Annotated in this window: 27 protein-coding genes and 1 pseudogene; 25 read left to right on the forward strand and 3 right to left on the reverse strand. The window is 40.3% G+C overall.

Annotated elements, in window-relative coordinates; translation table 11 throughout:
• Window positions 1–639: 639 nt before the first annotated feature.
• Window positions 640–1,548: a DUF5655 domain-containing protein gene (locus tag AC58QO_RS30500; protein WP_497272249.1), complete on the forward strand. Its 909-nt coding sequence runs from the start codon at window positions 640–642 to the stop codon at window positions 1,546–1,548.
• Window positions 1,549–1,824: 276 nt separating this feature from the next.
• On the forward strand, window positions 1,825–2,418 hold the full coding sequence (locus AC58QO_RS30505; protein WP_497272251.1) for a stalk domain-containing protein: 594 nt from the start codon (window positions 1,825–1,827) through the stop codon (window positions 2,416–2,418).
• 96 nt (window positions 2,419–2,514) lie between these two features.
• Here AC58QO_RS30505 and AC58QO_RS30510 read toward each other — a convergent pair whose 3' ends face one another.
• On the reverse strand, window positions 2,515–2,736 hold the full coding sequence (locus AC58QO_RS30510; RefSeq protein WP_497272253.1) for a hypothetical protein: 222 nt from the start codon (window positions 2,734–2,736) through the stop codon (window positions 2,515–2,517).
• Between the two features lie 240 nt (window positions 2,737–2,976).
• Here AC58QO_RS30510 and AC58QO_RS30515 point away from each other — a divergent pair, with 240 nt between their 5' ends.
• The 23 genes from AC58QO_RS30515 to AC58QO_RS30625 all read left to right on the forward strand — a co-directional run bounded on the left by AC58QO_RS30515 (window position 2,977) and on the right by AC58QO_RS30625 (window position 22,903).
• Window positions 2,977–3,231: a hypothetical protein gene (locus AC58QO_RS30515; protein ID WP_497272255.1), complete on the forward strand. Its 255-nt coding sequence runs from the start codon at window positions 2,977–2,979 to the stop codon at window positions 3,229–3,231.
• 18 nt (window positions 3,232–3,249) lie between these two features.
• Window positions 3,250–3,513: a hypothetical protein gene (locus tag AC58QO_RS30520; protein WP_497272257.1), complete on the forward strand. Its 264-nt coding sequence runs from the start codon at window positions 3,250–3,252 to the stop codon at window positions 3,511–3,513.
• Window positions 3,510–3,632, forward strand: coding sequence for a hypothetical protein (locus tag AC58QO_RS30525; RefSeq protein ID WP_497272259.1), 123 nt, complete (start codon window positions 3,510–3,512; stop codon window positions 3,630–3,632). Before AC58QO_RS30520 ends, AC58QO_RS30525 begins: the two co-directional genes overlap by 4 nt.
• A gap of 94 nt (window positions 3,633–3,726) precedes the next feature.
• On the forward strand, window positions 3,727–4,011 hold the full coding sequence (locus tag AC58QO_RS30530; protein WP_497272261.1) for a hypothetical protein: 285 nt from the start codon (window positions 3,727–3,729) through the stop codon (window positions 4,009–4,011).
• 69 nt (window positions 4,012–4,080) lie between these two features.
• Window positions 4,081–4,221, forward strand: coding sequence for a hypothetical protein (locus tag AC58QO_RS30535; protein ID WP_497272262.1), 141 nt, complete (start codon window positions 4,081–4,083; stop codon window positions 4,219–4,221).
• Complete coding sequence (locus AC58QO_RS30540) at window positions 4,218–4,493, forward strand: stalk domain-containing protein (protein ID WP_497272264.1); 276 nt, start codon at window positions 4,218–4,220, stop codon at window positions 4,491–4,493. Before AC58QO_RS30535 ends, AC58QO_RS30540 begins: the two co-directional genes overlap by 4 nt.
• 33 nt (window positions 4,494–4,526) lie before the next feature.
• Window positions 4,527–5,129: a hypothetical protein gene (locus tag AC58QO_RS30545; RefSeq protein WP_497272265.1), complete on the forward strand. Its 603-nt coding sequence runs from the start codon at window positions 4,527–4,529 to the stop codon at window positions 5,127–5,129.
• A gap of 1,316 nt (window positions 5,130–6,445) precedes the next feature.
• Window positions 6,446–7,798, forward strand: coding sequence for a dynamin family protein (locus AC58QO_RS30550; protein ID WP_497272266.1), 1,353 nt, complete (start codon window positions 6,446–6,448; stop codon window positions 7,796–7,798).
• Between the two features lie 21 nt (window positions 7,799–7,819).
• Window positions 7,820–10,150: a dynamin family protein gene (locus AC58QO_RS30555; RefSeq protein WP_497272267.1), complete on the forward strand. Its 2,331-nt coding sequence runs from the start codon at window positions 7,820–7,822 to the stop codon at window positions 10,148–10,150.
• A 39-nt stretch (window positions 10,151–10,189) separates the two neighbouring features.
• Complete coding sequence (locus tag AC58QO_RS30560) at window positions 10,190–10,780, forward strand: hypothetical protein (RefSeq protein ID WP_497272268.1); 591 nt, start codon at window positions 10,190–10,192, stop codon at window positions 10,778–10,780.
• Window positions 10,777–14,052, forward strand: coding sequence for an ATP-binding protein (locus AC58QO_RS30565; RefSeq protein ID WP_497272269.1), 3,276 nt, complete (start codon window positions 10,777–10,779; stop codon window positions 14,050–14,052). Before AC58QO_RS30560 ends, AC58QO_RS30565 begins: the two co-directional genes overlap by 4 nt.
• A complete protein-coding gene (locus AC58QO_RS30570; RefSeq protein WP_497272270.1) occupies window positions 14,052–14,630 on the forward strand; it encodes an HNH endonuclease in 579 nt (192 codons plus the stop codon). The genes AC58QO_RS30565 and AC58QO_RS30570 overlap by 1 nt, the downstream gene beginning before the upstream one ends.
• An 18-nt stretch (window positions 14,631–14,648) precedes the next feature.
• Window positions 14,649–15,056 carry a DUF6985 domain-containing protein gene (locus AC58QO_RS30575; protein WP_497272272.1) on the forward strand — a complete coding sequence of 136 codons (408 nt, stop codon included), beginning with the start codon at window positions 14,649–14,651 and terminating at the stop codon, window positions 15,054–15,056.
• A gap of 213 nt (window positions 15,057–15,269) precedes the next feature.
• Window positions 15,270–16,925 carry a tetratricopeptide repeat protein gene (locus AC58QO_RS30580; RefSeq protein WP_497272274.1) on the forward strand — a complete coding sequence of 552 codons (1,656 nt, stop codon included), beginning with the start codon at window positions 15,270–15,272 and terminating at the stop codon, window positions 16,923–16,925.
• An 82-nt stretch (window positions 16,926–17,007) separates the two neighbouring features.
• On the forward strand, window positions 17,008–17,208 hold the full coding sequence (locus AC58QO_RS30585) for a hypothetical protein (RefSeq protein WP_497272276.1): 201 nt from the start codon (window positions 17,008–17,010) through the stop codon (window positions 17,206–17,208).
• Between the two features lie 94 nt (window positions 17,209–17,302).
• Window positions 17,303–18,850 (forward strand): Sir2 family NAD-dependent protein deacetylase, encoded by a 1,548-nt coding sequence (locus tag AC58QO_RS30590; protein WP_497272278.1) that lies wholly within the window; start codon window positions 17,303–17,305, stop codon window positions 18,848–18,850.
• A gap of 1 nt (window position 18,851) precedes the next feature.
• A complete protein-coding gene (locus AC58QO_RS30595; RefSeq protein ID WP_497272279.1) occupies window positions 18,852–19,274 on the forward strand; it encodes a hypothetical protein in 423 nt (140 codons plus the stop codon).
• Window positions 19,275–19,346: 72 nt separating this feature from the next.
• Window positions 19,347–19,607, forward strand: coding sequence for a hypothetical protein (locus AC58QO_RS30600; RefSeq protein ID WP_497272281.1), 261 nt, complete (start codon window positions 19,347–19,349; stop codon window positions 19,605–19,607).
• Between the two features lie 141 nt (window positions 19,608–19,748).
• Window positions 19,749–21,287, forward strand: coding sequence for a Sir2 family NAD-dependent protein deacetylase (locus tag AC58QO_RS30605; protein ID WP_497272283.1), 1,539 nt, complete (start codon window positions 19,749–19,751; stop codon window positions 21,285–21,287).
• Between the two features lie 278 nt (window positions 21,288–21,565).
• Window positions 21,566–21,820: a hypothetical protein gene (locus AC58QO_RS30610; protein ID WP_497272284.1), complete on the forward strand. Its 255-nt coding sequence runs from the start codon at window positions 21,566–21,568 to the stop codon at window positions 21,818–21,820.
• Window positions 21,821–21,843: 23 nt separating this feature from the next.
• Complete coding sequence (locus AC58QO_RS30615; RefSeq protein WP_497272286.1) at window positions 21,844–22,146, forward strand: hypothetical protein; 303 nt, start codon at window positions 21,844–21,846, stop codon at window positions 22,144–22,146.
• Entirely contained in the window at window positions 22,146–22,394 is a 249-nt protein-coding gene (locus AC58QO_RS30620) for a hypothetical protein (RefSeq protein WP_497272288.1), read from the forward strand. The genes AC58QO_RS30615 and AC58QO_RS30620 overlap by 1 nt, the downstream gene beginning before the upstream one ends.
• 137 nt (window positions 22,395–22,531) lie before the next feature.
• Window positions 22,532–22,903 carry a hypothetical protein gene (locus AC58QO_RS30625; RefSeq protein WP_497272290.1) on the forward strand — a complete coding sequence of 124 codons (372 nt, stop codon included), beginning with the start codon at window positions 22,532–22,534 and terminating at the stop codon, window positions 22,901–22,903.
• Between the two features lie 151 nt (window positions 22,904–23,054).
• On the opposite strand, the gene AC58QO_RS30630 is transcribed toward AC58QO_RS30625, so the two are convergent.
• On the reverse strand, window positions 23,055–23,285 hold the full coding sequence (locus tag AC58QO_RS30630) for an excalibur calcium-binding domain-containing protein (protein WP_497272371.1): 231 nt from the start codon (window positions 23,283–23,285) through the stop codon (window positions 23,055–23,057).
• A pseudogene (locus AC58QO_RS30635) lies at window positions 23,274–23,660 on the reverse strand (NucA/NucB deoxyribonuclease domain-containing protein); the annotation flags it as partial. The gene AC58QO_RS30630 and the pseudogene AC58QO_RS30635, both read right to left, overlap by 12 nt.
• Window positions 23,661–24,109 lie beyond the last annotated feature (449 nt).

Genomic DNA, 24,109 nt, shown 5'->3' on the forward strand with positions numbered 1-24,109 from the left:
TTGTACTAATCTATGTGATATCTATGGTGTATGTATGTGTGTATATCTTGACTAGTTGCCTATTTCTTTTGCCATTCATCAAATTGATTGAAAACTCGGTTTTAGGTTCTTGAGCAATATGCCTAAGAAAATTGTTGCAATTTGGAACCGGAATAATACAGCTCGCAACAGGCGATTTGCGGAAACTTGGTTGGAAGCGTCACGTTTACTCTACTTGACCTGAAAGGCGGGTATGAGGAATTACGAGGTTTGAGAAATAAACAGACTCCTTGGGTGCTTCTAATCATTTCGTATGATGTATATGGATCCCAGATGCTGGCCAGCGTCGGATCCAGAATCTAAATCCCAGGCAGATAGTGCTCACATCATCCTGATCGATGCATTCTCGTTCAGCTCAGCGGAGTCTGCGGCGCATCTAAGCATGACGGAAAGTGGAGTGAAGGAAGTGCTAAAACGGGCACGCCGACGTTTGTACTCACACACCGGCGGGAACGGACAGGACATGGTGGATAAAAGAAAAGCCGAAGAGACAAGGTGGCGGGGAATTAACCGCCACCTTGTTTGAGTTATTTATTGATTTGATTTGGTAAATATAGTTAATAAGCGATATACTATGAATAAAACATTATGGGGGATTCTATGCCTTTATTTGAAATCAATAATCAAAAGCTTACCTTAGCAGAAATCATAAATTTCAATTATGAAAAAGACCTACAAAAACTAATTGAAATGAATCTAGAAACAGTATTTAATTGTCGCTTCATAGCCTCTGAATACACTTTGTCTACAGTTGAACAAGTGGGGCGAATTGATACACTTGGTTTGTCCGAAGATAATAATCCCGTTATTATCGAATATAAAAAAGTAGAATCATCAGAATTAATTACGCAAAGTCTTTACTATTTGTCTTGGCTTAGTGATCATCGTGGTGATTTCCAAGTTGCTGCGAGCAAAGCCTTGGGGGGAAATATTAATGTTGACTGGTCTGAAATTAGAGTCATTTGTTTAGCGCCGGGTTACAAAAAATATGACTTACATGCAGTTCAAATGATGGGAGCAAATATTGAATTGTGGCAGTATCGATTATTTAATAATAGCGTATTGTACCTAGAAGAAGTCTTTCGAAGAGGAACGTCTGTAAATGCAGGATTGACAATTGGACAAAAAGCAGCGATAACAAGATCGACAGGAACGTATTCGTTAGATCAGCATATTGAACATTCAAATGAAAAAATTAAAAACTTATTATTATCCATTCGTGAATACATTTTAACACTTGATGAAGCAATTGAAGAAGCACCAAAAAAGAATTACATAGCTTATAAGATCGCGCAAAATTTTGTATGCTTAGAAATTCAAAAGTCTAAAATATTACTTTATTTAAAACTTGTTCATTCTGATTTCAACAATTTCCCTGATAACGCGAGGGACGTTACTAATATAGGTCACTTCGGCACAGGAAACATTGAAATTACTATTAATGACGAAAGTCAATTAGATTTAGCTTTTCAATATATTCAGATGGCATATACAAAAATAGGTGGTTAATAAAAAAGGATAATAATGAAATTAATGAATTAAGCCTATGTTCTAGTCATACGAAAAACCCAGTCGAGCTCGAGCTGGGTTTTATTCTTTTTCGATACAATCTATTTCTGTAAAACAGCCTTTTATTAATAGATTCCAGGATTAGAGGGAATAGATGCCGTAGGTAATATTATCCAATATCGGATATGTAAAATATATAGTACAATTGTCCGTATACCACAAATAGCCAGAAAAATGATTCTGAAAGCTATCGTAATAGGAAGGAAGTCTCTAATTATGCGTAAGAAATTAGTATTAGTAATGGCAGGTGCTGTAATTTCATTATCATCAATGTCGATTGGGGCATATGCTGCAACGAACTTGGAGAAGATATCCGCTTATTTGAACATGGGACTGAACATTAAGATTAATGGTATCGAATGGACACCCAAGGACGCTGAGGGTAACACTGTTTACCCAATAACTTACAATGGGACCACGTATCTCCCTGTTCGTGCAGCAGGGGAAGCTATTGGTTTAAAAGTTGGTTGGGAAGGAGAAACTAACACAGTTTTATTGGGTGAGGAAAGAGTTAACACTCAAAAAATATTAGATGACATGTTTGCCAACGCTAAGGTCGATGGTAATAAATATACGATTACCAATAATTCCGTGTACACTTTTACCACAATACAACTCGGTTGGGATGAATACTACGCGGATGGAACCAAAGTCTATGGGGACACTGGTGCTTATAGTATTCCTTCTTTCGAAGTCAAGCCTCATGATACAGTTACGCTAGAAGCTAACTTGTCATCCGGCATTGGAAAAGGAACTCCAGACCACTTGAAAGTGAGAGGTTTCATTGGTATGGTGAAGTCGATTAATTAACCTCCTGAGCATTATAGCTTACTAGGCGTGTGATTAGTGAGGTACGCGTAATAATGAAAAAAGCGCGAAGCCTATCGTTGGCCTAGCGCTTTTTTTTTATTTAGCTCGGCAATGATCCAGTGCAACTAATATTTGGTTTATCTCACATTCGATTTCATCAATCTTCGCTTGGTCATTTGAAGGAAGTAAAGGATAAAATTCAACGGTATCCTGATATATCTTCATTAGCATTTGCAGACGAGCTGCGTGGATGTACATATCAATTGTAGGCGTAGGGTTAAGTTTAGGCTTGAATCTTAATTTGATTACATTGTCCAAGTGAGACCTCCTAAGAATGATACTCATAGTATTGCCGCGATAATAGACTTGTATACTACTTTCATAGATTTAGAGATTAGTAGATTACACAGAAATTCTCACAGATACATTATGGTTCAAAGATTTTATTCCTTCTACATTCTTCGTGGAACACTTATTTCAACGTTTTGGACATTGGAACGGGATTACAATTAAGACAAATATGTAATATATAAATTGGAGAAACGGGTGAAATGACAAATGGAATATATAGTTGTAGATGCTGATATTTTGGAAATAGCTAGGGCTGACTACAAACAATACATAGAGACTGGTGACAGTAAATACCGTGTACGCTACGCCATGCTAAAGAACGCGGACACCGCTGAAACCTTACGCGGGTTGACAGAACTTTATTCAGCATGGGCTTACGCTATGCGAGAGGATCTGGGAACGTTAGAAGAAGAGCCCAGGATGAAGGTATTCAAGAGATTCGAGGGACGGTTTGCATTATAATAGGTGGAGGTGGGACTTTTGAGTAGCAGTGAACCCCGTAATGAACGTGAACTGCGTGCGATGCACCGGGCGCAGGAACAAGAAGTTAATGCGCCTGGTTCAGATAAGGTTGAGCTTATCCCACTAGATGATGGACGTATCATGATCCGTGAATTTGATGTTGACGGGAATCTAATCAAAGAAACATGGGGGACGGCATCCCCTCCAATTGAAGAACTTGATCCATTAGTTGATGATGTGATGACTTGGGAAGCCGAAGTAGGATGTACATCTCTGCCATGAAGAAGGCTGGCTTAGATCGTGAGAAGATTGCCGACGTTCTAGCGAAGCATAAGAAGCTGAGGATGGCACCGTATAAGGCAATCAAGGTATATCGAGATTTTACTAGCAAGAATAAGTAGACAGGTACATTCAAGGCACTGAACTGGATCAGATCCAACGTCAGCACATAGCACGACTGGCAAGAGCTAATCCAAAAAGAAAGGACTGTTTTGTATGAAAATGAAGTTAGCAGCCATCATGGCTAAAACCTTCATCCTGACTTTGTTCTTTGGCGTAATCATTAAACTGATCTTCAGAGAAAACGAACATGCTGTAGAACGGATCATGGCCACCTGCGGCGTATTCATGCTCTTTGGATGCGTCTGGACCATCTATCAAGCCTGGGGACGTAGCCGTGTGTTGGTAGCTCTAATGGCTTGTCTCTTTGTCGTTGATGCATTGTTGATTGCCTGGAACGTAGTTGGCATGGATACCGTCAAGGAAATCATCAAAGGGTGAAGCAGATTTCGTAATAATTACAACGGGAGCAGCACTTCCCCCATTCTCTGCTAAGGAGCTTAACCAAAGTTGAACTACGGGACCTACTCTAACTACTGTGAACAAATGACCAATCCTATTCCTGAACTCATGCAAGAAGCATTGGCCATTCTGGAATGCATCATGGAACGAGATAACATCGTCATTGGCGTAACGGCAATCCCATCGTGAAGTTAAAAACAAACGGATCATTGGTCGATACTGGCGATGTTCATGCAATGATCTACGTTGGGAAAACAATGGTTCCAATCGCAGCTCTACGTAATTTGGGTGCAGATGTAACTTGGGATGCAGATGCATACAGTGTTGATGTTAAATTATCACAATCGTCGACTACAGTTTCGGATTTACGTGCACTATTGGTCAAAAAGAATGCAAGCATAGCTTATTTGTACAAAATTACTAATTGTGCTTGTGCTAATCTTTTTCATCAAACAAATTAAATCACATTAATAAAGATTACAGGGGGACGTATTTTGAAAATCAAAATCATAACATTTATCTTGATGTTATTTATTCTTTTAATCTTTGTTGGATGTAGTAATCAGCAGTTTAAAGTTGAGCTTGAAATAGGAAAGCAAGCAATGACTGCAAGTAAATATGATATAGCCGTTGAAGCCTTTAATAAAGCATCTGTGCAGAAACCTAATAATCCTGAAATAACTAGCCTATTACAAGACGCTAAGCGGAAATATGAAATGCAAATTGTTGAAGCTAAAAAAGCACAATTGAAACAGGAATTAATAGAATATGTAAATAAAACTATGGTAATACATAATAAGTTTTTGGAAATATTCAAAATTCCTAAAAAGACAGTAACTGATGTTGATAATCTAAATAAAATACTAATTGAAGCCGACTTTACACCACCTAAAGATATCTATGAAATTCACAAAATTTATATCCAATTTTTAAAACAGCATTTTAAAAGTGCTAATTTATACGTAAATGGTGATATAAAACAATCCATTTCTGAAATGGAAAAGGCATCTGAATTCTTTTCTGATTACAAACATAAATTTAAATACTTTTTAGATGAAAATGGGATTCAGACAAGTGAAGTTGGATGGGTATTTTGATACGATAAATCGAGGATAAAACATTATATTCTTTGTTCCTAATGCATCCACGTTCTTCAGCGCATTAGAATAGGCATTGCAAAAAAATACATAGGGTATATTTCTGATTCGCGTACTTTAAGATACGGGGCTGAGAATGAAAGAACTTACGCTTTTTCTTCTCGAGTCTCACAGGTTGTTTGTTGTTTTAAAAAAGACATCTACTCCCATCTCTGAAAGAGGACTCCGAAAGGGGTTCTTTTTCTTTTTGGCGTGTCAAACAAAATGACTGTTTTGTTGAATGATTGTAAGCGAACTGTTTAGCTGAACAGAAGGCGAAGGACGTTACAGTATGCAGGAAGCGGCTGATTTGATGCGTTTAACACCCAAGTAAATAGATAATGTTCTCTATAAGGCTCGTCAATGGATAGAAAAGGTTCCATATAAGATTTGAAGACCAAAAACGCGCGTAAATTGCCATATAAAAACAAGAGGTTGAATAATCACAAAGATTTCCAACCACTACTTGAATATCTAAAATGGCATCGTGATAACATCTTTAGAAAATAAGTTTTTTGGATTGGCTCCTTACATATCAAACGTTAGTGAGCCTATCTTACTTTATATTTATACTTAATAACTCGTTGTCGGCTAAGAAGAGACGAGCAATTTCAACAAGGCTGAAAGTGTCTTTCTCGAAAAGCTTCAATCCCTAATTCGTTTTTTGGTTTAATGCACTTCTGTTAAATTACTAAATAAAAACCCCGAGCAATTGGTACATAAATCGTTCGGTATTTTTATCTTTTCACAGAATAAACTTTCTTATTGATTGAATGGTTAATGTAAAACATACGTTTCTCTGAAAACTATTTATCATTTAGATATACGGTAAAATGTTCATCTAGTAGATTTATCGATATTCTAAATTATGTCAAATAATAGTCCGAATACATTCGACAATATGTGACAAATATTAGTCATCAATTATGGTATATTTGTCTTACTTCACAACATTGTGTAGTTAAATATTCCTATATTCTAATATCTCATTTTAAGAATGATTTGAAAGTAAATTGGCCTACAAACATTTGTTCCCTGACAAAACATCGACTAAACCATATCGTATATTGTATTTAGAAACTAAATCCTTTATTGGTGTCATATACGTGGATTGTTTTGGACCTCATACCTGCAGACTGGATATTGGAGGAGAAAGATGGAAGACCTATTCAATTACGATAGAGATAATAGTCTAAGTGCATAAATAGGTGGTTTAGTTGACAGGGCGTTATTAGAGTTAAGTCAATATCTACTTGATTAACTGGGAGGATGCAAGGTTGGCACATGAGATGTTGGGTATTGCACAATATATTGAGCAACATCCCATAATGAAAGAGAAAGAGCAGTACAAGTCGGCTTATCTGCATGTATTGGCTTACATAACCCATAAGTATTCCCGTGAAGACATCTGGGCAATGGAGGTACTTCGAAGCTTCAGCAAGAAGCTGTTACCTAATGCAAGAACTTCTTACAGCGAGCAAGGGGTCCATAGAAGCGTGAAAGAGGCAACCAGAATCAAAATTAGAAAATTAAAGCTTTTTACTTATCGCTATAATCTTTTTTTGGACTGCTGCTTCATCAATTGTATATTGGATGAGCATAAAGCGATCCAGATTAAGAAGGAGATGGAACATTTATTCCATCCACGTTACCATAAAAAAATGGGGCAGTTATTTAAAGCACTATATGAAGGTCTGACCTACTCCCATAACGATATCATTAGTGATTTATTACGGAGTTGGCGTACGAACAGGCAATTCATGTCTCAAAAACCATTAAACTTGCTCGTAACGGGGAATATGAGTGCAGGAAAGTCATCCTTAATAAATGCGCTTATCGGTAAAGGGATCAATCGTACCCAAAGTGAGGCTTGTACGGCGAAATTACACTATATTTACAATAAACCGTTTGAAGACGGTTTGAATTCGAAATGGGACTATTCGCTTGATTTGGACGCAGACCAAAGTAATGTGATGCTTAACCATCCTGACAATGTTAATGAACAAGTTTATGCAGGCACTTACTTCCGATCACCTTATTTTAGTTCTACGCGAATGTGTATGATGGATACACCAGGAGTTAATTCTTCGTTAAACGAGGATCACAAACTTTTGACTTATGCCGCCATCCGAGAGGGTGCATTTGACAAGCTGATCTATATTATTAACGGTGAAAACATTGGTTCCACTGACGATAGATACTATCTTGATTTTATCAAGGAGCATGTTCCGAAGGAGAAAGTGATTTTTGTCTTAAACAAGTTAGATCGATACAAATTAGGTGAAGACTCGATTGAGAACACGATGCAGACATTGGTACAGGAGCTAATTCAGCTTGGATTTAAACAGCCACAAGTTTGTCCTGTGTCCGCTTACGCAGGCTTACTTGCCAAGAAGGGGCTGTACTCCGAGGATTTGAATGAGGATGAACAAGACGAGCTTTCCATCTTCGTTCGTAAATTCAAACAATCGGAATATGACTTGTCCCGGTTCTACCCTTCTGTGGAGGAATCCAACAATTATCATTATTATCAATCAGCTAATGCATCAACGAAGACTGTGGAAAAGTACACGGAACTGCTGGAGAAGGCAGGAATCGTTTCATTAGAAAGGCTAATGAGCACCAAGTAAAACTTAGGAGTGATTGTCGGAATGAGAAATATTCATATGAAGTACAACCCTTACAAAGTGGAAACTGAAGTTACAATCGATGGCAAAAATATTAAGAAAAACAGTGCGTTAAATGTAGGTAATCAGCGGTTACAGGAATGGGTGGAGGAGCTTCCACATCGTCTGGTTGAGGAATGCAATACCAGGGAATTTACAATTCGCTTCCACGGCACGCTTCTAGACTTTGAAGATTTGATTTCTGTAGCTGAAGACGCTCAAGCTGAGGGTATCCGCATCACTTGTGAGCATATTCCAGCGAAAGAGGTTCAAGACAAGGAGCAGGCAATAGCAGATATCTTCCGTAACATTCAGGAAGGTCCTTTCGAAGAACTGAAGCAGCCAGATGTTGTAAAAGCTTTTGAAATGGCGAACAGTAGCGAGTTTCCCGTAAATGTAGTAGCGACTATGAGTGCGGGCAAGTCTACGCTGATTAACGCACTGCTCCAGCAGAAACTGATGCCGGCGAAGCAAGAGGCTTGTACGGCCACGATTACTGAAATTAAGGACAACGGAATGGGATCTTTCCATGCAACCGTTTTTGACAAAAACAAGCAGTTGCTGGCAACCGAACCGGAATTAACTTTTGATAAAATGGAACAGTTTAATTCTAACCCCCAGGTTTCTACCATCATTGCGGAAGGGAATATTCCATTTGTATCTTCTAATGATATCTCATTAGTACTTGTTGATACTCCGGGACCTAATAATTCTCGTGATCCAGAGCATAAAGCAACAACATACCGGATGCTTTCTGAATCATCCAAAACAGTAGTTCTGTACGTATTAAATGCGACTCAACTAGGCGTAAATGATGACAGTAACTTACTGTCGTATATTGCTGAGAGTATGTCTATCGGCGGCAAGCAATCGAAAGATCGCTTTATCTTCGTCGTGAACAAGTTGGACGATTTCAAAAAGGGTGAGGATAACGTAGCCAGCTCAATCGCCAAGGTGAGGAAGTATTTAGAGGATAAAGGAATTACAAATCCGAGCATTTATCCTGCTTCCGCCCTAACAGCGCTTGATATTCGGACGACGTTGAAAAACGTTCAAACTGAAGGCTTATCACAAGATGAGTTAGATGAGTTAGATTCTGAGGTATTTGGGTCTATTGCAAAAATGAGGAAAATGAATCGTAATCAAGAATTGCACTTGGAAAGCTATTCATCTCTTACTCCGAGTGTTAGAGGGGAGATTGCAGCTGCACTGGAAGAGTACTCAACTTCAACGGTTAATGGGGATCGTATGGTTCGTTCTGAGGCAATGAAAGCAGAAGCATTAATCCATTCAGGTATCATTCCAATTGAAGCAGCGATTCGAATGTACGTAGCCAAATACGCCAAAACTGCAAAAATCAAAAATATTGTCGACACATTTGCTAAGAAGCTGGAAAGCGCCAGGTCATTTGAACATACTAAGCAGGAAATTGCACGAAATAAAGACCTAGAAATAGAAATTTTAACGCAAATTGAAGCCATAAGCAGCAAATTAAAAAATGGAGAAGAAGCAAAGAAGTTTAAGGAAAAGGTACAAGCAATTAATTATGACGTAGAAATTACAAACGTAGCTTTTTCGATTGATTACGAAGCTCAAAAGAAGATTTCTTCCCAATTGGAAGCGGCCACAGATACTAAGTTAACCAAAAAAGATGCGGAAAGCATTTGTCTCGTATTTGAAAAGTTTACAGAAAACCTTCAAGCAGAAGTTGAAGTGAAGTTTGAGAATGCAATTACAAATCACGTCCAGAAGAATGCTCAGGATTTATTGGATCAGTATCGGCAGCGCATTGCCGATCTAGCTCAGGATATCGAGATAGGTTCTGTGTCTATCAAACCTTTCGAATTATTGAACGGTGACATTGAAAGGCTGTCAGACCCGGCTACTCTGATCGATGGTTTGGTGAAAACCGAAACTGTGAAGGTTGGCGAGGAATGGGTCCCTAATACGAATAAAAAATGGTATAAACCCTGGACTTATCTTCAAGAGTCCGGACATTACAAAGCAATATATGATAACCAGGAATATATCAGTGCATCCGAGCTTGCTAAGCAATATTTTGCCCCTATTCAAGAACGTCAACTTGAAAATACAGAGTGTGCAGTACAGTATGCCCAAGAGGCAGCCCTAAAGATCAAGAACGACTTCGATATGAAATTCGATGAGCTCGACTATGTGCTTCAACAAAAGCTTGACGAACTGGCTGCGTGTGCTCAGGATCATTCCAATGTAGAGCAAGTGATTCGAGAGACGACAGAACGCTTAGCATGGCTGGAAAATATTCAAATGAGGATTGAATCGATACTTGATATCTAGGCTTTATAGTAAAAAGAAACTTCTAGGAGGACAACCAAGATGATCAACAAGGAATTTGAACAGGCAGTGCTCCAACAGAATATGAAAAGGGTTCGGATCATGTTAAAGGATAGTCTTATCGTGGATCCTACTCAGGCAGAGTTTAATGAATTGATTTCCTATGCGGAAACACGTCTGAAACATTTGTATGATGATCACGATGGGGGATCTTTGCAGCAATCATCTGCCCTTTGGACTAAAGACTATATGGATATTGAGATGGTTAAAGTTTTATATAACTTTTCCAAAGAGCGCGTATCGCTTTTGAAAAACGTCTGTAAGCATTTATACGGAGGTCGAGTAGTTCAACAACAAGCGAGTTTACCTAAAGCTCAGGCAAACACATCCAGAGCATCTGGACTCGGAAACCAACGAAGCAGTGTCAACCAAGCTGTATATATACCTAGACCTCCAAAAAAAAAAAAATCTGACGCAAAGAAACTGATTGGAGCTGGTCTGGCTGTTGCAGGAGTTGCGACCATTATTGCAGGAGCGGCTATTCCCAAATGCTTCGTTATTGCTACTGGAATTGCCCTGACCGCTGTCGGCGGAGTTATGATTGCAAAGGTTAAGCCAAGGAGGTTTATATGAATTCCATGACTCTCGGGGAGAAGCAGAATACGATTCAGGAATACCCCATTCCGGAGCACGAACAGTTAACAGCAAGCTTTGCATCGGCTTTGACGGTTGTCGATGATATCATACTGAAAAACTACATCTCCAGGCTTCAAGAACTAGATGTAGTTCCGCTGGATGAACAAACCTTGGAGACCAATCTAGTAGATAATGTGCGGTTTTTTAAGATTACAGAAATGGTATACGAGAAAGATGAATACTCCACTTATAAATTTGCTAGTGTATTTAATGCTTTATCTACAGCAAACTGTGCAGTGTTTATTATTATCGACAGTAATGGCGAAAAAACGGATTTCTACATGGGTATTCGTTCCCTTGATTCGGAACGCACAACCAATTCGTTAAAGGACACGTTGAAAAGTGCGATTACCGGTCAATTCCCTGGCATTAAGACCAAAGATTACCTGGACGAAGATATGCGTGATGTTGTCAAGCGCATGAAAACCAACAACATTTCGGCAGTTTCATCCGTTGCTAACAACAAAGACCAAGACAATAGATCGAATAAATCTTTCATTCAGGGATTGGAAAAGCTGGCATTGTCCATGCAGGGAGAGAAGTACACTGCTGTTATCCTGGCCAATGGAACATCCCAAGGCCAATTAGTTGAAATCCGCAGGGCTTACGAACAAATCTATACCCAGCTCTCTCCTTTTGCCACCACACAAATTAGCTATTCCATGAATAAATCATATAATCTATCGGAAGGTATGACCATTGGAAGCTCAACTGGAAACTCATATAGTGAGAATTCATCTGCCACTAATGGCTCGACTACAACTACTGGAAGTAACACATCCACGTCCGTTTCCGAAGAGAGTTTTGGCAGTAAGGCGGTAAAAGGTGTGGCTGCAGCAGCGGGATTAATAGGGGCAGCTCTTGCACCGTTTACCGGGGGGATAAGCTTGGCTGCTGGTGGCGTTGTATCCGGTGGCTTGGGGATACTTGGCACAGCTATCCAAAAAACGAATACGATCAGTGAGTCCTCTCAAAACTCAAACACTGTGAGCTTCACAGAGACGAATGGCACTAGCCATGGGGTGACTACTAGTACGAATGAAAGCAGCACCACGACCCAAGGTCTGCAATCAGGTGATTCGCAGAATATGACTTTAAGTATGACGGATAAAACCATTATGAATATATTGGATAAAATCGACGTACAACTGAAGCGAATGCAGGATTTTGAAAGCTTGGGTATGTGGGAATGTGCTGCGTATTTTATGTCGGATAATCCATACGCTGCCGAGATTGCCGCCTCAACCTATAAAGCTTTGATGCGAGGAGAGAATTCTGGTGTTGAAATCTCCGCGATTAACTCATGGGGCAAACATGATGGAGACAAAACCAAATATATTAGGGAGTATGTAACGAACTTTATTCATCCCGTCTTTTCCTATAATAATATTGCTGGAAATATTCCTGTTACCCCTATCTCCTTGGTGAGCGGTAATGAGCTGGCTTTGCACATGGGATTGCCGCGACGGTCTGTTTGTGGATTTCCTGTCATCGAACATGTTGATTTTGGCAAAGAGGTAGTAAGATACCATGGCTCTAATGCCACGCATATCGTTAATTTGGGCAATCTGTTTAATATGGGCAGCGTCTGTGAGAATCGAGTGGAACTTGATCGAAATACACTATCCATGCATACGTTTGTTACTGGTTCTACAGGGTCCGGTAAGAGTAATACGGTATACGAAATCCTTCGTCAGCTTGACGCAGTGGATATTCGATTCATGGTAATCGAACCGGCAAAGGGCGAATACAAGCATGTATTTGGCAATAGACAAGACGTTCATGTATTGGGAACCAATTCGCAATACAGTGAACTGTTGAGAATCAATCCATTCCGGTTTCCTACAGGGGTCCATATTTTGGAGCACGTTGACCGGTTGATCGAAATTTTCAACGTATGTTGGCCAATGTATGCTGCAATGCCTGCAGTATTGAAGGATGCAGTGCTTCAAGCTTATGAGGTATGTGGTTGGGATTTGGTGCATTCCACGAACAGATTCTCTGATAATTTGTTCCCTACTTTTGCTGATCTACAGGCCGAATTGGTCCAAGTTATTGAGAGCTCCGCCTATTCCCAAGAATTAAAGAGCAACTATATAGGCTCGCTTGTAACAAGAGTGAAGTCATTGACTAATGGCCTTAACGGACAGATCTTTGCCGCTGATGAAACACCGAATGAGATTTTATTCGATAAGAATGTGATCATTGATCTGAGCCGAGTAGGATCTTTGGAGACAAAGTCATTAATAATGGGTATCCTCGTCATGAGGTTGAATGAGCATAGGATGGCTTATTCCAAGGGCATGAATCTTCCATTAAAGCATGTTACTGTATTGGAGGAGGCTCATCATATCCTTAAACGCACATCGACGGAACAGAGCTCGGAAGGTTCAAATGTAGCAGGGAAGTCCGTCGAGATGTTGGCGAACGCGATTGCCGAAATGAGAACCTACGGTGAAGGCTTCATTATTGCCGACCAATCTCCAAATGCAGTGGATATTTCAGCTATTCGAAATACGAATACGAAAATCATCATGCGATTGCCTGAGGAAACGGACAGGCGCCTTGCTGGAAAATCGGCTGCCCTTAAGGATGAGCAGTTGGATGAAATTTCGAAGCTTCCCCGCGGAGTAGCGGTTGTCTATCAGAACGATTGGTTAGAGCCCGTATTATGTCAGGTAAAGAAGTTTGATGATTCAGCTCAACAAGTGTATCAGTACGTGCCTGCCGAACAAGTGTCAGGCGTGGATGAGTACCGCTTTAAAGAAGAATTAATCGAGTTACTATTATCCAAACGAATCAACGAAAAAATGGAACATGACATTTTGTTTATTCAAAGCTCTGTGGATCAGATGAATATCTCCACAAAAAATAAACTTGGAATCTATAGCCTAATCGATGAGTATCAACAGACGCATCAACTAAAAATATGGAGTGATGATAGATTCGCTGAAGCTGCGGAGCTTGTTTCTGAATTGATATGCAGTCGAACAGCGATTGAATCACTAGTTAGTACAGAGAAAAGCTTTACCGCTTTGAATTCTTCCCTTCATAAATTAATAAATAAGCAAATTCCAAATCTTTCTGATGAACTCCAGTTAAGCATTTCTCAATGTTTAATGAAACATTTCTCACAGAAGGACTCAGATCGATTAGAGATTTATGCCGCGTGGCGTATGCAAGCCGTAGAGAGTGGTGAGTGGTTGTAATGAACGCATTCTTTAAATTTGCAGAAACTAATGTTCAAGAATCACCCCTTTCTGAAGTTGCTAAGTCCTATACCAATAAATCTCTTGATATAAAAGAGCTGGATCGCCCCATTGCATTGGATGCAGAAAAAGTAAAAGGGTGCCCAATTGAAGGCAATGGCGGGAATTGGAGCGGGGAACGCGGGAATTCCGAATGGATTCCTGATAAGGATGCAATGCTTCCAAGGTATAACCCCGATAATGTAACGTGGGACGAAGTGCTTCGTAAGTATGGGATAGATAGTATAGCCTTTAAAGACGGGGAGCCAGATTTTAGTGAAATATCCAAAGGGAACGTCGATATAGAAGATTTTTCGGATTCAAGAAGAAAGAACTTTACACAAGCCGATGAAAAACTTGCTGAACAACGAGGATGCTCCCCGGAAGAAGTAAAGAAATGGCGTGAAGAAAACGGGTATACTTGGCATGAGTGTAGTAATTGTAGGACAATGCAGAAAGTACCATCCGAAGTACATAATAATGTTACCCACACAGGTGGTATTTCTGAGATCAAAAAAATAAATGATAACCAAGTATAAATCGGAGGGTGATATCCAATGAGTCAAATGGATCTTGTATTCGGAGAAGTAACTTATTCCTATGGATGGACAAAGCCAATTGAAGTGTGTTTATGGGATCGGAGCTATCGGATTTCTTGTGTTGCGTCAGCATATAAAGGCGAAGAAATAGTAGAATTGCAGCAAAAAAGTTACCGTTCATTTCTTGAGAGTCAAAAAAATATCGAAAAAAAAATCAGTACTCATTTACAACAATATTACAACTCACTTAAGGGTGCAGACGCTATCCTCCATTCTCTGCAATCCAGAGTAAAACCGACAGAGCTCGTCTTCCAACGGGATGGTAGCTATGGAATGTTATTTGACTGTGATTGGGATGAGGACAATGGCATTGTTGTTTGCTTATTTCCCGAGGAAAAGGTTGGGCCGCAAGATATTTTCTTATAAGTATGAAATAAATGGATAATGTTGTCTGAATCAGATACCGCTTGAGTTCGTTACGAACCAGGCGGCTTTCTTTTATTATGGGATTAATAGAGAGTTTGTAGATGTTTGGAATGCATGATAACGGTATTTAAAAGTCACAATGCAGTGTGAGAATTGATCCTCACATCTGTCAGTATCATACAATTAGATGGTTTAAAGAAAGGATGCGTTAAAATGAACAAAGAAACCAGCTACTTTTCAGAAATACTTCTTCATTCGGACAGAAAAAAGTTTAAGGAAAAGCCGGAGAAGTCCCATACACGAGAAAACCTGACAAAACAGATTATTGGGCTCAATCGTGAACTTCTGGAAGATAGCAATCCAGAGACTTATGAAAGTAAACTAAGCATCATTGAAGAAGCATCGGAAGTTATTCTATGGCCGGATTCCGTACAGTATGACGCAGCGGCGAAAGAAATAACTAGAATACTATCAGGGATACCAGAGACTACAGACTTCGCACTGACATACGAAGGTTTACAAGCAATGGCTAGTGTTTCCAGACAATTAACGAATTTGTTTTCAACAAGTTTAATCTTTAAGCGATTGTTTGCGGGTGTTTGTGAGATGAAAATTTCTTATCTAATAGGGGCAGATACGTTTCCAAATTTAACTTATGAGTTGCGAAAGGAGATTTTACAGGTTTTAGTCGACGCGATAAACACTGAAGAATCGGTAGAGCGTAGACATTTATTCAAACAATACGTCAAGATTCAAGCACAAATGATGCGTGAGAAGCAACCTCATAGCGAAGCACTCGCAGATCTTTATAAGTTGATGCTAGAGCATAATACAATTGATCCAGAGTCCCGGTCTGACTATCTCAAGATATTACGCGCAAAATACGAGAGCTATTTCGTGAGATCAGATTCAGCAGGTCGAGTCAAACTTATTAAAAACTTGGAGCAACAAATTCGGCTCAATCCTACAAACGAAACGAACCTGAAAATGGAGTTAGCAAATCTACTTTTGACCGAAGGACGTACGATGAAAATGCAAGGGAACCCAGAAAGCGGCCTTGCGATGTACGAAGAAGCACTCCTGCATGCCCCGAAAGAACAAAAACCAAATGTCTCCTACCACCTTGGAATGGTTTGGATCAAGAAAAAGGAATGGGATAAAGCATATGAGCGACTAACTTACGCTTTTCAACATCGCAATAAAATAGCTCCAGAACACTCATTTAACTTGTACTTAGCATACGCAATCTGCTGCGCTCATCTTAGGAAAGCAGCAGATATTGATGAAGTTCTCTTCGAACTAGAAGACTCCCCGCTGGATTTTGATGGACATCATAAGTTGGAGTTTTTGCGACTTTATATCGATTTGATGGGAACATCAAGTGACGTAAGGATTTACAACATGAGTAGCAGAGCCTGGATAAGACGCGGTGTTTCTGAGGCTAGATTCTATTTATCAAATCTTACTGACTCATTATCGGACCCCGTTCCTCTCATTTTAGATTCGATGAATCATCAAGCTTATCTGCGGACAAGTGAAGGGTCTTGTAAAGTTTCCAAAAGTCAAACGGCAGTTCTAGAAACATTGATCAAAAATCCAGATAAAGTTCATATCATGGAACTACTGGAAGCAGCGAACCATAGCGGTGACAAAGAAAAGTCAGCAGAAAATCTAAAAAATACAAATATGAGGTCCTTGAGCGGCAAAGCAAGAACCAGAATCAAAGAAATTCGTAGATGGATCGAACAAGCTTCCAACGGAAAAATTGATTCCAGCAAAGCGATTATTAGTCCAGAGTCTAATCATTACAAGTGGAATCATCCTGGGGGAACATATATTTTTGAGCCAATCAAGAACGAGCATGACTAAGTGAACTTAAATTTACTTTTTAAATTTCAATTAACATGTGTAGAGAGCAAATACTCTCAATTATCAAAAGGAGGAGTCTAGTATGGCAGGAGAAACAGCTGTACCAATTAATTTCCCACGCTGTGGAGCGTGTCAGTACTGGTCCGGTGAAAGAGAAGTCGTGTACGATGTCGTCAAGTATGATATGTACGCAGAAGGAAGATGCGGCAACATGGAGTCGCCATGCAGCAGCCAACGCGTACAAGCGGATTACAGTTGCTCTGCTATCCGCAACTTGCGTTAGGGCTGCTAAAGAAGCGCTCGTATGGGGTTGAATGTGAGAATAGATAATCACAGCAATATGCTACGATGAACACACTTCATAGTATTTGGAAGGAGTGGTTCACCTGGATCAACATCATGTAATTACTGAGAGCAAGATTATCATCATAAGCCCAAGTGATTTGGGGAGGGCAGTACAAAAAAATGAGATTGTTCAATTTAATGGGAATCCATATCGCGTAGATGATCCGAACTATCAGGATGAAAAAGGGCCAGGCGTAGTCATAGTACGTGTAATCGATAAGACGATTCTGGTCGATGGTAAAAGATCAGTTCTGTTAACACCAAGGGATATCACATACGATTGCCAACCGGGAGATCTGCTCACCTATATGGATGAGACCTGGGTTATCGATTCTGTAGATTTCCACACACCAAAAGGTACCTTTATACGTTTAATGGCTCTAGCTGGTCAAGAAGATGAGTGGCATGCTCAATGGAAAAAAACGTATGGTTTAGAGCCATCCTTAGAGCGATCATTCGAGATTCTTCATCTCTTGTATGTACCTAACAGTCTGGAGTTTAAGCAAAAGGCAGGTTTTCTAGTTAAAAATATTTCTAAGAGTACGTGTCACGCCTGGTCTTTTGATGAAGCTTGGATGCATGTTTTCGAACATGGAGCCACGAATGCAATTGCGTCAAAAAGCATGCTTGGACAATTTCAAACCCGTCTTTTGGACGCAATCGAAGGGTTGCCACCGTTTGATTGCCAATATTGGACAATACCGGTTCTTGACGAAAATGGATGTATCCAATTCGAATGCACAGAACGCTTTAAACGCCAAATAAAACGGATCATCCGCAGTGGAATCCGCGGCCAGATTTCAGTGGAATTACGAAAACGAAAAACTTCAGTTCAAAAAACTTCCGATGAAATTACTGCACATAAGGCTGTAAAATGGATACAAAAGGCAAAGTCCATACTTGTTTTAGCAGGATCCTCTATTAGCTTTGAAAGCGGCTTTCCAGAGATGAAAACTATATCTAGAATGTCACCTGAAACAGATTGGAGCTTGTTTCGGAATCAGTTGTTATCCGAATTCCAACCCTATATGCCGGTGGTCTCTAGTAAGGATACTATTTTTGAAGCAATTCAAGCGTTTCGCCCGAATAGTATCCATAACTTCGCGTTAACTCTCGAAAATACAAAAAAACTTTCCGCTGTCATTACCTCTTCGCCTGATGGGCTTTTTCAAACAGCCCAATGTAATAAAGTAATCGAGCTAAATGGCAGTATCTATATGCTTGTTTGCCCAAAATGCGGACTGCGTAGCAAACTCGACGAAAAGTTTACTAGGTTACGTCCTAGATGCCATTGTGGGACGGCTCTTCATTCAGAGATGATAGACGTAGAATTAACAAAGCAACGATTTAAGCAAGCATCTCAATTGCTACAAGGGGCAGATGTAGTTCTGGCAACTGAAGAGTTTTCTGAAAACACTGATATTGCTTTGTTATGGAAAGCAGCGGGGCTAGAAGGGAAAAAGCGTATTCAGATTGGGGCTACCGCGTCTGACGTAAACCTGTGCGTACTAGGAAACATTGATGGGATTGCTGAAAAACTATTATCACAAATAAACCTAAGGATAAAGAGGAGGTATTAGTATGCAGGTACTGGAGAAGGTAGTACTCATGGCGGATTCTGTAAAAGATTTCAAAGCAGTTTACAAACACGGAAGCCATTTCAACTTTTGTCATCTGTATTTGGAGAATTCCTTTCCCTGGCATAAAGATTTTTGTATGCTTCGTCTTCGACATTATTATCATGAAGTAAATCACACCCGGATTCGAGTCGAGTTTGGATTTGATACCACATGGAGTGGACTGAACATGGAGCAAAAAAGAAAATTGAAGGAGCTTTTGTTATCCTATAAAAAAACATGTGGGATGGAACACAGTGAGTATGTCACATTCCGTATTTTTAAAGAATTCATACTTAATGTAGAATCCAACGCACTACGTGTCGCCGGTGAATTTTTCAATAAATTTTCACCCGATATGAGAGACCTGCTTACTCAAATTGACTGATTTAGAGAGTGAGCACGGTTCCTCACAGCAGAGTGGTACACTTCCCTTATCCTTAAATGGAGGGGAATATCTATGGCTTTACTGTCTGAACAACCTCTGCTCAGCCTTGCTCTTCAGAATGGCAATCTTCAGCTAGCCGCATCGTTTGTACGGTTCAATATTCAGTATTTCCCACGTATCTACCGTTTGACTGAAAAACATAAGCGCTCAGAACTTATCCAAATTTTACTCGACCTAGGCGTAGATCCTAACGCCATACCGTTCGACGGTTTCTCTTTGCTTCAACGAGCAGTGGAACTGCAAAACCAAGGAATTGTTCTCAAGCTTCATTAGAGTGGTGCATAAATTAATAAGAACCAGAAGCATTAATGGCGGTCGTCTCGTTCGCACCTGCAATGACCGCCCGCCTTAAGCCAAGCGGCAAGAGGAGTTTCCGTACGCGAACATATTCGAATCGGAAAGTGAGGTAATGCAATGGAAACAAGCAGACATGGACGTTTTGAAGTCGTGCATATGTTGACCTTCTGGAGAAAGTCCCTTAACCGCCACGATTCGTTGGGAATGGCTCTTCTTGATCACACTACTGGTCAAATTCGAGGATATACATGTGACGAAGCTTGGGAGTTGATCCAGACAGAGGGGGCCTCCAATGCTGAAGCAATCTCTTGTACTGTCGAAAAAGATGGGTATGAAGGGAAAGCAATTACACCAGCGGAAATGCTTGAGATCCCTGTTTTCTCAGACCCTGTCTGGAGGCTTCCCGTAGTAAATGAGGAGAACGAGTTTCCGTTCCCTTACACAGAAACGCTTGTCGATCGCGCACAAAAAGCAATTGATGGGGACATTAGATGGAATATCGAACTTCGGAAACGCAGTTATAAACGGCAATGGGAGCAGTCCGATGAAGCCAGCGTGAATCAAAATCTTCAGGAGCAGTACCGGCAAGCAGCAGATTGGATCTTGAATGCCCACAACATCGTGCTCTTAAGTGGTGCAGGCACCAGCACGGAATGTGGAGTCCCGGATTTTCGTTCCAGTTCTCAAAAATTATGGTCGAACGAAACACTGCTAACTGATATACAGGCGAGCAATAGAGATACTAACCCAGCTAATTTTTGGAAGAGTCAGATTGAGCTCCTTCACCGTGTTATGGACGACGTTCTTCCGTTCCCGTCTAACTCGAATCTCATTCGTGCGTTGTCGTTGCTGAAGCCATCACTTGGGCATGAATCAATTGCCAACTTTCAAAAGCGTTATCACAAAAATGTCCAAGTGTTTGACCAAAATGTCGATAACCTCTTTGAACGTGTTGGAGTTTCAAATGTTCATCATATTCATGGGGAATTAGGTCAGGTGAGATGCATCCGGTGCGGTTATAAACAAAGACTAAATGAGGTCTTTCAAGTGGATGTTCCACGATGTACTCAAATCGTGAAACATCAGTCTTGCGATGGCTTTCTCTTGCCAGATATCGTCCTGTTTGGCGATCCTATCCGGCATACTCATCAGATGGAACAGATATCCGAAGCAGCAGATATACTACTGGTTGCAGGCACTTCACTCCAGGTTTCTCCCGCCAATACCATTCCATTGATGGCTCAAGGCACAAAAAAGATTTTAATAAATCGGGAACCGACCCACATGGACGACCATTTCGATTTACTAATTCGAGCTCCGTTTTCGGCCGCGTTAAAAGGCATAGAGCAGAAAATGGATATGCAAAGTGGAAAAAAAAGCACCCAGCCCTTATGCGATGTCTGTAAGATACAAATAGCCGAAGGGGTATACAGTTCAAGGATTGCCCCAGTATCCTCCTCGTATTGCAGCTCTTGCATGAGCAAGGGAGCAGAGCCTTATCAATTACTAATTACAAGATTAGCTATGAAGAATGGGGCTAGCGATTGGAGCCCTAAACTAAATGCAGTCATTGACGCTACGCTGACGATCGTAAAGAAAAACAGGGATCAGTTACAATCCGATGTAGATCGGCGAGTAAAAGAGCTGAAGAGATGATTAGTAATTAATATCAAGTTTGCGAATAATGACAATAAGAGTACCGTTGTTTATACAAAAAAAGTAACACTTACCCAGTTAGATGAGTATATATTGATTGTGAAACAGGGTCAACCAATGGAAACTATTGTAAACACAATGTATTTGGAACAAGAAAAGTTGTACAGCTAGTAATTATTTCATTAATCAAGACAATTTGTATCCAACAAAAATGGGTAATAATTGTCTTCTTTCTTGTATAATAAGTGTAATGATAGACCATAAAGTGAGGTGACAGGATGTACGTACCAGTAGTTTCAACTGACATCGAATTAGCACGAACTGATTACTTGGAATTCAAAGCCACAGGGCATAGCAAGTTTTCTGACCGATACTGCATTTTGAATAGTGAGACGACGGAGCCTGCCACTTTACTAGGGCTGACAAAGCTTTACCCTGCTTTTGCATACGTATTAAGAGAAGACCTGGGGACGCTTGATCAAGAACCGCAGCTGCGTATTTATAACGTGTTTGAAGGACGTTTTGCATTGTAAGTTGGACAATAGGGGGCTTTAGAATGGACAAGCACTTAAGCATCGTTGACAGCATGAAAACAAATCCAAAAGAAATTGGTGGCACGACGTTCTACACAGGCATGGCTCAATATTTCTTTGCTCTAGGCGTTCAGACTGCTGCTAGGAATGGTGCAGCAATCACATACGGAGAATACATGGCAGATCAACTAATGTCGGGAATAAGGATCATGGCTGAGTCTGATGAACAACGAGCACGGGAACTTGTGGCAAACGATCGCTTATTTAATAAAGCTGTTTATGGATCAGAAATCATTCTCCATGCAAAAAAGGGGCAGGAACATTAATGATAGTTAGTAGAAAAGCTATTATCCTTGCATTACTCACTGGATTATTTGTAGCATTGGTAATCTTCGGATTACTGTATCTACTGGGAATTAATATGGTATCTTATGCACCTGTTTTCCTGCTTATTCTGGCAGGCTTGTGGGCATGGGTTGGATGGTATGGATTGAGTAAAAGTAACTTCAAATGGGCTGGCTGGATCTGTTATGCCATGAGTGCTTTGTTAATTGTCGGATCATTTGCTTTATAGTGTTGTTGGGGAGCTAGCCTGCGGAAAAGAAATAGATTGACGCAAAATGCCGAGAAGGGTGACCATACCTGTGAGCAGCAGTGACCCACGGTAACAATTATAGCAAGCAATTATAATGAAAACACGGAGAGAAACAAATGATTACAAAAGAAGTTACGAGAATAGGAAAAGAATATGTTTGTGACATCGACATCACAGATAGCGAATCGAAAAGCCTATTGCGTAACGATGCTCTCTTCAACCATAAACGATTGGAAACGATTAGGAAATGGTATAGCGAACCCGCTCACAAGGGGTCATGTAAAGAAATCGGAATGAAGTACGATATAGATCCAAAATCATTAAGATCGATTGTTCAGTCGGAATTGAACCGTTTTAAAGCAATTGGAACAGACGGTAAAAACACATATTGGACAATTGTTATGTACGGTAGACACAAGGACGTTTACTTTGAATGGGAACTACGTAAAGAACTCATTGATGCTATTCAAGAGCTAGAGTTTTTTTAAGATCAACGTAAGGAAGTACCAAAGCACATTAAAGATAGGCTGCTGGTGTTCGAGGAAGCATTTCGTACGATGAACTATCGCGAATATAGAATTATGGACCGGAAAAAGGCAGCCGGCATCTCGGCAGCCTTTTCCTCACATCTCTCACCAATTATTTCTCACAAGCTACTCCGTCTTTGTCACCATCTAACTTGGTGCTGTAACCCGGGTCACCTTTTCGAATTGGGGCCTTGCCTGCTGCTTTTACGGCAGAGCAATTGGCATAATATACACTTTGATTTTCAGTAGCTGGTGTAGATGTCGGAGCGCTAACAGGAGTATTAATGGGTGCTTGTTTCGTGACTTCTTTAACGTTGCCCGTTACGCTGTCGATAACAAACAATATGCGCGTGCCATTCTGGTAGTTTTCGAGCTGATTACCGACCCAAGATCCTGAACCCCTGTTATCAGAGGACTTAACATAAGCAACGTCGGCTCCTTTTCCCCCTTCATCGCACATTGCCATAGGCCATTCGTCACGGTCATATCCATCTTTTGTTGGAATGCCTTGAAGCGATTGCTCTCGATTATCGTCGGCACCGGGACGATCAATCGTACAAATAGATGACTCACCTTTTTTGATTGCAGTTTGGATATGAGAAGCTGTTTCTGGGAATTTATCTGCTGGGAACTGAAGAACAATGTCATATTTCTTGCTTTCGATTGCCTGCGGATTTTTTGCTTGCTCGGTAGGTGTAGGCTCAGAGCTCGCCTTAATTGCTTCAGGTGTATTAGAAGGTCTCGAAATTGCCAGAACTTCTGGCGTTGCAGTAGGGCGCGTGCTTGCCACAATTTCTGGTGTAGCAGTCGGTTCTGGTTCCTTGGTTGAGATTGGTGGGGGTGAACCTAACGGCGTTGTTGGTTGTGATGGTACAAGGATAGCTAAAACGAAAAGAAGTGCGATAATTGACCAAAAAATACCAAAAGCTTTTTTTACAATGCCGATCTTCTTCCATCTAAGAAAAATCAAAATATACGGAATGAAAATCCAGCCAATAACGATAAATAATTTCATGTTGATAACCCTCATTGCCTTCTCTTTTTTCAATAGTCAGGCTCAATAATAGCACAGGAAATGAAATGTTTAACCATGAATAATTTGGTTATATCATTTGAAGGAAGAAATTTTTGAGTCTATGAAGATAAAGTTACAACAGCCCTGACAGG

The organism is Paenibacillus sp. J31R30, assembly GCF_059692115.1.

Coding starts and splice junctions, on each gene's coding strand:
- AC58QO_RS30500 (WP_497272249.1), top strand. CDS start 640: ATGCCTTTATTTGAAATCAATAATCAAAAGCTTACCTTAGCAGAAATC.
- AC58QO_RS30505 (WP_497272251.1), top strand. CDS start 1,825: ATGCGTAAGAAATTAGTATTAGTAATGGCAGGTGCTGTAATTTCATTA.
- AC58QO_RS30515 (WP_497272255.1), top strand. CDS start 2,977: ATGGAATATATAGTTGTAGATGCTGATATTTTGGAAATAGCTAGGGCT.
- AC58QO_RS30525 (WP_497272259.1), top strand. CDS start 3,510: ATGAAGAAGGCTGGCTTAGATCGTGAGAAGATTGCCGACGTTCTAGCG.
- AC58QO_RS30530 (WP_497272261.1), top strand. CDS start 3,727: ATGAAAATGAAGTTAGCAGCCATCATGGCTAAAACCTTCATCCTGACT.
- AC58QO_RS30555 (WP_497272267.1), top strand. CDS start 7,820: ATGAGAAATATTCATATGAAGTACAACCCTTACAAAGTGGAAACTGAA.
- AC58QO_RS30560 (WP_497272268.1), top strand. CDS start 10,190: ATGATCAACAAGGAATTTGAACAGGCAGTGCTCCAACAGAATATGAAA.
- AC58QO_RS30565 (WP_497272269.1), top strand. CDS start 10,777: ATGAATTCCATGACTCTCGGGGAGAAGCAGAATACGATTCAGGAATAC.
- AC58QO_RS30570 (WP_497272270.1), top strand. CDS start 14,052: ATGAACGCATTCTTTAAATTTGCAGAAACTAATGTTCAAGAATCACCC.
- AC58QO_RS30575 (WP_497272272.1), top strand. CDS start 14,649: ATGAGTCAAATGGATCTTGTATTCGGAGAAGTAACTTATTCCTATGGA.
- AC58QO_RS30580 (WP_497272274.1), top strand. CDS start 15,270: ATGAACAAAGAAACCAGCTACTTTTCAGAAATACTTCTTCATTCGGAC.
- AC58QO_RS30585 (WP_497272276.1), top strand. CDS start 17,008: ATGGCAGGAGAAACAGCTGTACCAATTAATTTCCCACGCTGTGGAGCG.
- AC58QO_RS30595 (WP_497272279.1), top strand. CDS start 18,852: ATGCAGGTACTGGAGAAGGTAGTACTCATGGCGGATTCTGTAAAAGAT.
- AC58QO_RS30600 (WP_497272281.1), top strand. CDS start 19,347: ATGGCTTTACTGTCTGAACAACCTCTGCTCAGCCTTGCTCTTCAGAAT.
- AC58QO_RS30605 (WP_497272283.1), top strand. CDS start 19,749: ATGGAAACAAGCAGACATGGACGTTTTGAAGTCGTGCATATGTTGACC.
- AC58QO_RS30610 (WP_497272284.1), top strand. CDS start 21,566: ATGTACGTACCAGTAGTTTCAACTGACATCGAATTAGCACGAACTGAT.
- AC58QO_RS30615 (WP_497272286.1), top strand. CDS start 21,844: ATGGACAAGCACTTAAGCATCGTTGACAGCATGAAAACAAATCCAAAA.
- AC58QO_RS30620 (WP_497272288.1), top strand. CDS start 22,146: ATGATAGTTAGTAGAAAAGCTATTATCCTTGCATTACTCACTGGATTA.
- AC58QO_RS30625 (WP_497272290.1), top strand. CDS start 22,532: ATGATTACAAAAGAAGTTACGAGAATAGGAAAAGAATATGTTTGTGAC.